Origin of the sequence: Salmonella sp. NW38, from assembly GCF_051807745.1 — a bacterium.
GTDB classification, from domain to species: Bacteria; Pseudomonadota; Gammaproteobacteria; order Enterobacterales; family Enterobacteriaceae; genus Salmonella; species Salmonella enterica.
This window is the reverse complement of the sequence record NZ_JAMMTO010000007.1, coordinates 96,458-104,939: the sequence shown is the minus strand read 5'-3', so window position 1 is coordinate 104,939 and position 8,482 is coordinate 96,458. Positions and strand designations below refer to the sequence as shown.

The window sequence follows — 8,482 nt, the reverse complement described above, 5'->3', positions numbered from 1 at the left end:
CATCCGTAGCTCAGCTGGATAGAGTACTCGGCTACGAACCGAGCGGTCGGAGGTTCGAATCCTCCCGGATGCACCATATTCTCCGTACTTTCAGTGATGAAGATACGGATAAGATAGCGGTAATCACCGCTGGCACCAGGAAGGATAACGTTGCGTCAGCAACGGCCCGAAGGGCGAGCCGTAAGGCGAGTAATCCTCCCGGATGCACCATCTCTTAATTGATACGGCTTTCACCGCGGTATCAATATCAGCAGTAAAGCAAGTTTCCCAATGCATCCGTAGCTCAGCTGGATAGAGTACTCGGCTACGAACCGAGCGGTCGGAGGTTCGAATCCTCCCGGATGCACCATATTCTTCATACTTTCAGCGATGAAGATGCAGATAAGATAGCGGTAATCACCGCTGGCATCAGAAGGATAACGTTGCGTCAGCAACGGCCCATAAGGCGAATAATCCTCCCGGATACGTCACTGCCCTGCAATCGCTTTTCCCCTTATCCTGAATATACCTCTTCATCTCTATTAGCGACAAAATCAACCAATTGCGATAAAGTACTGTCTGGTTATTCGGTTTGCGAGAACACGATGTACGCACGTTATGCTGGTTTGATTTTTGATATGGACGGTACTCTCCTGGATACCGAACCCACGCATCGCAAAGCGTGGCGTGAGGTTTTGGGGCGCTATGGTCTTCGTTTTGATGAACAGGCAATGGTCGCGCTTAACGGTTCGCCAACCTGGCTTATCGCCCAGTCAATCATTGAGCTTAACCATGCCGATCTTGATCCCCTGTCACTGGCGCGTGAGAAAACCGACGCGGTAAAAAGCATCCTGCTGGACTGCGTAGAACCGCTGCCGCTGGTTGAGGTGGTCAAAGCGTGGCATGGGCGGCGTCCCATGTCGGTCGGTACCGGTAGCGAAAGCGCTATCGCGGAAGCCCTGTTAGCGCATCTGGGGCTGCGTCGTTATTTTGATGCGGTTGTGGCGGCAGATCACGTACAGCATCACAAACCCGCGCCTGACACCTTCCTACTGTGCGCCCAGCGGATGGGCGTCATGCCGACGCAGTGCGTGGTATTTGAAGATGCCGATTTTGGTTTACAGGCGGCGCGGGCGGCGGGAATGGATGCCGTGGATGTCCGACTATTGTGAGTGACGGACTGTCGCTCCTGTCTCTGTTTGCCAGTAGTTTTCTCAGCGCGACGCTGTTACCCGGTAATTCTGAGGTGGTTTTGGTTGCTATGCTGGTCTCCGGCGTCAGCCATCCCTGGGTCTTAGTCTTAACAGCAACAATGGGTAATAGCCTTGGAGGGGTAACTAACGTTATTCTTGGGCGTTTCTTTCCGCTGCGCAAAACGTCGCGCTGGCAGGAAAAAGCGACTGGCTGGCTAAAGCGTTATGGCGCAGCCACACTATTATTAAGCTGGATGCCGGTCATCGGTGATTTGTTGTGCCTGTTAGCGGGATGGATGCGCATCCCGTGGGGGCGGACGATCTTTTTTTTGTGTCTTGGTAAGGCGCTGCGCTATGTTGCGCTCGCAGCGGCGACGGTTCAGGGCATGATGTGGTGGTAATAATTGTAGGTTTGGCATGTATGGCCGCCATTACAGTTATGCTTATTAAAACGATTTGGACAGGCGGGAGGTCAATTTGATCCCGGACGTATCACAGGCTCTGGCCTGGCTGGAAAAACATCCTCAGGCGTTAAAGGGGATACAGCGCGGGTTAGAGCGCGAAACGCTGCGTGTCAATGCTGATGGCACGCTGGCGACAACAGGTCATCCTGAAGCGTTAGGTTCAGCGCTGACCCATAAATGGATTACCACGGATTTTGCGGAAGCTCTACTGGAGTTTATTACGCCAGTCGATGGCGATATCCAGCATATGCTCACTTTTATGCGCGATCTCCATCGGTATACGGCCAGGAAACTGGGCGATGAGCGGATGTGGCCATTAAGTATGCCCTGCTATATTGCGGAAGGGCAGGACATAGAGCTGGCGCAGTACGGCACATCAAATACCGGGCGCTTTAAGACGCTCTATCGCGAAGGGCTGAAAAATCGTTATGGCGCCTTGATGCAAACCATCTCCGGCGTACATTACAATTTTTCATTACCGATGGCGTTCTGGCAGGCGAAATGCGGCGTTACGGAAGGCGAAGCGGCAAAAGAAAAAATTTCTGCCGGCTATTTTCGTCTGATTCGCAACTATTACCGTTTTGGCTGGGTCATCCCCTATCTGTTTGGCGCGTCTCCGGCCATTTGTTCCTCTTTCCTGCAAGGAAAGCCAACCACATTACCGTTTGAAAAAACGGACTGCGGCATGTACTACCTGCCGTACGCGACGTCGCTACGTCTGAGCGATTTGGGTTATACCAATAAGTCGCAAAGCAATCTCGGAATTACGTTTAACGATTTGCATGAGTATGTGGCAGGTCTGAAGCGCGCGATTAAAACCCCTTCCGAGGAGTACGCGCGGATTGGTGTGGAAAAAGACGGTAAGCGGCTACAGATTAACAGCAACGTTCTGCAAATTGAAAATGAGCTGTACGCGCCCATTCGTCCCAAGCGCGTGACGCGCAGCGGCGAATCGCCTTCTGACGCGCTTCTGCGTGGTGGTATTGAGTATATTGAAGTTCGTTCTCTCGATATTAACCCGTTCTCACCGATCGGCGTAGACGAGCAACAGGTGCGCTTCCTCGATCTGTTTATGGTCTGGTGCGTATTGGCCGATGCGCCGGAAATGAGTAGCGATGAGCTGTTATGTACGCGTACAAACTGGAATCGCGTTATTCTGGAAGGGCGTAAGCCGGGCCTGACGTTAGGCATTGGCTGTGAAACTGCGCAGTTCCCGCTGCCCAAAGTAGGGAAAGATCTCTTCCGCGATCTGAAACGCGTGGCGCAAACGCTGGACAGTATCCACGGGGGAGAGGAGTATCAAAAGGTGTGTGATGAGTTGGTCGCCTGCTTTGATAATCCTGAACTGACATTCTCCGCCCGGATCCTACGGTCTATGATTGATGAAGGCATTGGCGGCACCGGGAAAGCGTTCGGTGAGGCTTACCGTAATCTGTTACGCGAAGAGCCGCTGGAGATTTTACAGGAAGAAGAGTTTATTGCTGAACGTGACGCTTCAGTACGTCGTCAGCAGGAGATTGAGGCGGCGGATACCGAGCCGTTTGCCGCGTGGCTTGCGAAACACGCCTGACCCAAAAGAAAAAGGCCACTCACGGAGTGGCCAAAATTTCATCGCTGAAAACAGGGATGATGATAACAAATGCGCGTCTTTCATATACTCAGACTCGCCCCGGAACAAAGAGTTCAGTTTATTTTTAAAAAATTATCGGAGGTGACTAAATGCCATTATTAGATAGCTTCGCAGTCGATCATACCCGGATGCAAGCGCCGGCGGTCCGGGTTGCAAAAACGATGAACACCCCGCATGGCGACGCAATCACCGTGTTTGATCTGCGTTTTTGCATTCCGAACAAAGAAGTGATGCCGGAAAAAGGGATTCATACGCTTGAGCATCTGTTTGCTGGCTTTATGCGCGACCACCTCAACGGTAACGGCGTTGAGATTATCGATATCTCGCCGATGGGCTGCCGTACCGGTTTCTACATGAGCCTGATTGGCACGCCGGACGAGCAGCGTGTTGCCGACGCGTGGAAAGCGGCGATGGCGGATGTGCTGAAAGTGCAGGATCAAAACCAGATCCCGGAGCTGAACGTTTACCAGTGCGGTACGTATCAGATGCACTCGCTCAGTGAAGCGCAGGACATTGCCCGTCATATTCTGGAGCGTGATGTACGCGTGAACAGCAATAAAGAGCTGGCGCTACCGAAAGAAAAACTGCAGGAACTGCATATTTAGTCTTATTGGTAAGCGGTTCCAGTATTTAAATTAACCCCGGTTTATGGCCGGGGTTTTTTATTGCTTAATATAATTTGCGTTTATTATATTTGCGGCGAGAATACGTTTTAAATTAAGTAATGCCTGGCCTGTTAAATAATAAAATGTGATCTGGCAAACAGAAAAGGCGGATAACTCACGATGCCAGAGTGTATTGATCACATAAACTAAAAATCATAAATAATTAATAGAAAAACATAATGGAATGCGCCAGATATCCAGGTAATAACAAGACTCTACTAATAGCCGGTCGATGGGGTTTTTAGCAAATCTTATCTGGTATACATCAAACTTAAGGGATAAAAAATGAAGGCTAAATATTTGGCGCTGATGATCGGTGCTTGCTTTTCTCATAACCTTTGGGCAGCGAATAATATCACTATTGAGCAGCGTCTGGCTGAACTGGAGCAACGTGTTGTTAATGCTGAAAAACGGGCATCCGATGCCGAGGCGCAAATTCGCTCGCTGAAACAGCAGCAGGTCGCCGCTACGCCGACGGTGAATGTCCAGTCCGCCGAGCCCATTGCAGCAGATAAAACGCCGCCGAAGCTGACCTTATCCGGATTCAGCGATATTAAGTTCTATGGCGATGTCGAATTTAATATGGATGCGGCAAGCCGTTCCGGTAGCCTGACCTCGATGAGAACGTCAGCGAATAAAGATTGGGCATCAGGAACCAATGAACGCTGGGATATTAACGGACGCCTGTTGCTGGGCTTTGATGGCTACCAGCGGCTGGACAACGGTAATTTTGCCGGATTCTCTGTACAGCCTCTGGCGGACCTGACCGGAAAAATGAACCTTGATGATGCCGTTTTCTTCTTTGGTCGTGAGAATGACTGGAAAATTAAGGTTGGTCGTTTTGAAGCCTACGATATGTTCCCGCTGAATCAGGATACGTTTATTGAATATTCGGGGAATACAGCGAACGATCTTTACAGTGACGGTTACGGCTATATCTATATGATGAAAGAAGGACGGGGACGTAGCGACAGTGGAGGTAACTTCCTGCTGAGTAAAACCATCGACAACTGGTATTTCGAAGTTAACACATTGCTGGAAAATGGCAGTACGTTATATACCGAGAAGCAGTACCATGGAATGGATTTAAGCAACGATAAAAACGTGGCTTACGTCCGTCCGGTTATCGCCTGGCAAAACGGGCGTTTTTCAACGGCGATAGCGATGGAAAGTAACGTCGTTAACAACGCCTATGGCTATTATGAGAATGGGAAGTGGATCGATCAGTCAGATCGTACGGGCTATGGTTTTACCATGACCTGGAATGGTCAAAAAACTGACCCGGAAGATGGCGCAGTGATTAACCTGAATACCGCCTATATGGATGCGACCGATGAGACAGATTTTACCGCTGGGGTGAATGCGCTGTGGCATCGATTTGAACTGGGTTATATCTATGCGCATAACAAAATCGAAGCCTTTAATGCTACCAATATCGATGCCGTTTGTGAGGACGATTGCTGGATCACCGATCCCGGCAATTATGACATTCACACTATTCATGCCTCATATTTATTCCCCAACGTGATGGATATGAAAAACTTTAACATCTACCTCGGTGCCTATGCTTCATGGGTAGAGGCCAATCCGAATAATGGCGATAACAGTGAAGATGCGCGTTACGGCGGGCGTCTGAGATTCAAATATTTCTTCTGATTGTTGGTCTACTAAAAAAGGGATCCGCAGATCCCTTTTATCAGATAGTTAGTGCGCGCCGCCACCGCCGCCGCCCGCACCGAAGGGCGGTTTGGCGAACCACACCAGGCCGAGCAGCACCAGGAAGATCCCCGCCGACATCCAGAAGATTTCGTTGGCGGAAATAATCAGCCCCTGATTCGTGATTTGCTGGGCTATCCAGCCTGACGCCTGTTGGTGCGTCATCCCTAAGCCTTCCAGTTTATCGTACATAGCCTGAGCGTTTGGATTATACGCTGTAACCGACTCCGTGAGCTGAGCATGGTGTAGCGACTCACGATCGGTCCACATAGTGGTGGTAATCGAGGTGCCGATGGAGCCCGCCAGCGTTCGCGTGAAGTTCGACAGGCTTGATGCCGCCGCCAGCCGTTCGGGCGGTAACCCGGAGAGCGTAATGGTGGTCAGCGGCATGAAGAAGCAGGCGACGGCAAATCCCTGAATAAACTGCGGCCATGCGGAAGCGCCGAAATCCATACCCGGTTCGAACGTCCAGGCGCGCCAGTAAAAACAGACGGCGTACATAATGAAGCTGAACGTGACCAGCCTGCGCATATCCAGTTTATGCGCGAAGCGTCCGATAATCGGCGACAAAATTACCGGAATAATGCCGACTGGCGCCGACGCCAGACCTGCCCACGTTGCGGTATAGCCGTACACCTCTTGCAAAAGCTGCGGCAGTAGAACAATGGCGCCGAAATAGAGCATATAGGCAAGGCTGATGCACAAGCAGCCAATCGTGAAGTTACGCGATTTAAAAAGAGAAAGATCGACGATAGGGTGATCGTCGGTCAGTTCCCAGACGATCAGGAAACTGATGGCGATGACGGCGACCACGGTCAGGATGATAATTTCCTGCGAGGAGAACCAGTCCAGCTCTTTACCGCGATCGAGCATAATTTGCAGGCTGCCGATGCCAATCACCAGTAACGCCAGCCCGACGGCGTCAATACGTCGCCGTTCGGTATGCGTTTCACGTCCGCGCAGCGTGTGTAACGTCATCAGGACGACGGCGATGCCAATCGGCACGTTGATGAAGAAAATCCATCCCCAGTGGTAATTATCACTGATGTAGCCCCCCAGAATCGGGCCGCAAATCGGCGCGACAATGACGGTCATTGACCAGAGCGCCAGCGCAATGGAGCGCTTTGCAGGCGGATAGTTATTCAGCAACAGGCTTTGCGAGAGCGGAATCAGCGGCCCGGCGACCACGCCCTGCACCACGCGGAAGAAGATCAGCATATTCAGGCTGCTGGATACGCCACAGGCCCAGGAGGCCGCGGCAAAGGCGACCGTCGACCACATGAACAGTTTGACTTCGCCAAAACGTTTCGCCAGCCAGCCGGTTAAGGGAATCGAGATAGCGTTCGCCACCCCGAAAGAGGTGATAACCCATGTCCCCTGGCTTAGGGAAGAACCCAGGTTCCCGGCGATGGTCGGAATCGCCACGTTGGCAATGGTGGAGTCCAGCACCTGCATGAATGTCGCCAGCGACAGCGCGATCGTCATGATGACGAGCTGCGCGCCCTCCAGCGGTTTTTGCTGTTGCATCACACGCACCTCAGGATTAACCCGCGTTAGCCTGCACTATGTCGTCGATCAGTTTATTGACCGGCGCGAGATTAATTTCGCGTGCGTTACTTTCGGCAACCGGCGTCGTTCGTACCTGGCTGGCCAGTACCTGACCGTCGCGATTAGCGGTATCCACGGTGACCAGCGTCGATAAACCAATACGCAGTGGATGTTGTTCTAACTGGCGGGCGTCCAGTTCGACGCGTACCGGCAGACGTTGAACCACTTTAATCCAGTTACCCGTCGCATTTTGCGCGGGCAGCAGGGAGAAGGCGCTGCCTGTTCCCATATCCAGACCGACGACTTTACCGGTGTATTTTACGTCGTCGCCATAAATATCAGTAATCACCGTCACTGGCTGCCCAATGCGCATGTTCGCTAATTGGGTCTCTTTAAAGTTAGCGTCCACCCACAGATCGGTTGCAGGCACGACGGCCATCAGCGGCGTGGTGGGGCTGATCTGCGCGCCAGGCTGGACGGCGCGGCGAGAGACATAACCAGTCATTGGGCTGACGATGCGAGTACGCTCCAGTGCCAGCCAGGCGTTACGCACTTCGGTCGCCGCTTGTTGAACCGCGGGCTGATCTTCCAGATTACTGTTGAGTATCATTGCCTGGTTGGCATTGTACTGTTGAATGGCGACATCCAGCTGTGCCTGCGCGCTGGCGACGGCATCGCGGGCGTGTTGCAGCTCTTCACGGCCAATAAGATTGGCATTCCCCAGCGGCACACGACGGTTAAGGTCGCTTTGCGCTTGCGCCAGGGCGGTTTTTTGCACGTCGATATTCGCCTGCAACTGCTTGCTGTTAATCATCAATTGGTGCGTCTGGCGCACGCTGGAGGCCAGCGCCGTTTTGGCTCTTTCAAACGCTTGTTTGGCGTCAGTCTGATCGAGCGTGACCAGAACATCGCCCTCTTTTACAAAGTCGGTGTTATCAGCCCAGACTTTCGTCACGCTGCCTGACACCTGCGCCATGATTTGAACCTGGTTCCCTGCCACGTAAGCATCATCTGTCTCTTCAATATGACGCAATACTAAAAACCAATAAATTCCATATGCCACGGCAATAATAACAAAGAGCAAGGTAAGAAGTAGCAGCGCTGTTTTGCGTTTGCCTTTCTTCTTAGCCGGTTGCTGCGGGGTTTGGATCTCCGCATTTGCGCTCATGTTGTTCTCCACGATCTTATTATTCACATCGGCTGAGCCGACCTGTTGTCAGAAAGGCCAGCAGTAACGCGTGCCGGCCTGTCCGCTTTCCTGTTATTAATCTGGATTTTTGAGCGGGT

7 protein-coding genes and 1 tRNA gene are annotated in these 8,482 nt (G+C 51.9%); 6 read left to right on the top strand and 2 right to left on the bottom strand.

Annotation, left to right across the window (positions count from 1 at the left end; all coding sequences use genetic code 11):
• The first annotated feature begins 272 nt into the window (after positions 1-272).
• The 6 genes from NA624_RS13750 to NA624_RS13725 all read left to right on the top strand — a co-directional run bounded on the left by NA624_RS13750 (position 273) and on the right by NA624_RS13725 (position 5,587).
• Positions 273-349, top strand: a tRNA-Arg gene (locus NA624_RS13750).
• A 235-nt stretch (positions 350-584) separates the two neighbouring features.
• Entirely contained in the window at positions 585-1,151 is a 567-nt protein-coding gene (gene yqaB / locus NA624_RS13745; RefSeq protein ID WP_000271296.1) for a fructose-1-phosphate/6-phosphogluconate phosphatase, read from the top strand.
• The gene (locus NA624_RS13740; protein ID WP_001279499.1) at positions 1,148-1,573 is read left to right on the top strand and encodes a YqaA family protein; all 426 of its coding nucleotides are present in this window, start codon (positions 1,148-1,150) and stop codon (positions 1,571-1,573) included. Before yqaB ends, NA624_RS13740 begins: the two co-directional genes overlap by 4 nt.
• A gap of 76 nt (positions 1,574-1,649) precedes the next feature.
• Positions 1,650-3,206 carry a glutamate--cysteine ligase gene (gene gshA / locus NA624_RS13735; protein WP_000611821.1) on the top strand — a complete coding sequence of 519 codons (1,557 nt, stop codon included), beginning with the start codon at positions 1,650-1,652 and terminating at the stop codon, positions 3,204-3,206.
• Between the two features lie 149 nt (positions 3,207-3,355).
• A complete protein-coding gene (gene luxS / locus NA624_RS13730) occupies positions 3,356-3,871 on the top strand; it encodes an S-ribosylhomocysteine lyase (protein WP_001130194.1) in 516 nt (171 codons plus the stop codon).
• A 345-nt stretch (positions 3,872-4,216) separates the two neighbouring features.
• Positions 4,217-5,587: a carbohydrate porin gene (locus NA624_RS13725; RefSeq protein ID WP_000645133.1), complete on the top strand. Its 1,371-nt coding sequence runs from the start codon at positions 4,217-4,219 to the stop codon at positions 5,585-5,587.
• Positions 5,588-5,635: 48 nt separating this feature from the next.
• On the opposite strand, the gene emrB is transcribed toward NA624_RS13725, so the two are convergent.
• Positions 5,636-7,174 (bottom strand): multidrug efflux MFS transporter permease subunit EmrB, encoded by a 1,539-nt coding sequence (gene emrB, locus NA624_RS13720; protein WP_001187298.1) that lies wholly within the window; start codon positions 7,172-7,174, stop codon positions 5,636-5,638.
• A 16-nt stretch (positions 7,175-7,190) separates the two neighbouring features.
• A complete protein-coding gene (gene emrA / locus NA624_RS13715; protein ID WP_001275606.1) occupies positions 7,191-8,363 on the bottom strand; it encodes a multidrug efflux MFS transporter periplasmic adaptor subunit EmrA in 1,173 nt (390 codons plus the stop codon).
• Positions 8,364-8,482 lie beyond the last annotated feature (119 nt).

Bases quoted from the DNA above. Each gene is read 5' to 3' on its own strand.
- luxS (WP_001130194.1), top strand. From the start codon at position 3,356: ATGCCATTATTAGATAGCTTCGCAGTCGATCATACCCGGATGCAAGCG.
- yqaB (WP_000271296.1), top strand. From the start codon at position 585: ATGTACGCACGTTATGCTGGTTTGATTTTTGATATGGACGGTACTCTC.
- emrB (WP_001187298.1), bottom strand. From the start codon at position 7,174: ATGCAACAGCAAAAACCGCTGGAGGGCGCGCAGCTCGTCATCATGACG.
- NA624_RS13725 (WP_000645133.1), top strand. From the start codon at position 4,217: ATGAAGGCTAAATATTTGGCGCTGATGATCGGTGCTTGCTTTTCTCAT.
- emrA (WP_001275606.1), bottom strand. From the start codon at position 8,363: ATGAGCGCAAATGCGGAGATCCAAACCCCGCAGCAACCGGCTAAGAAG.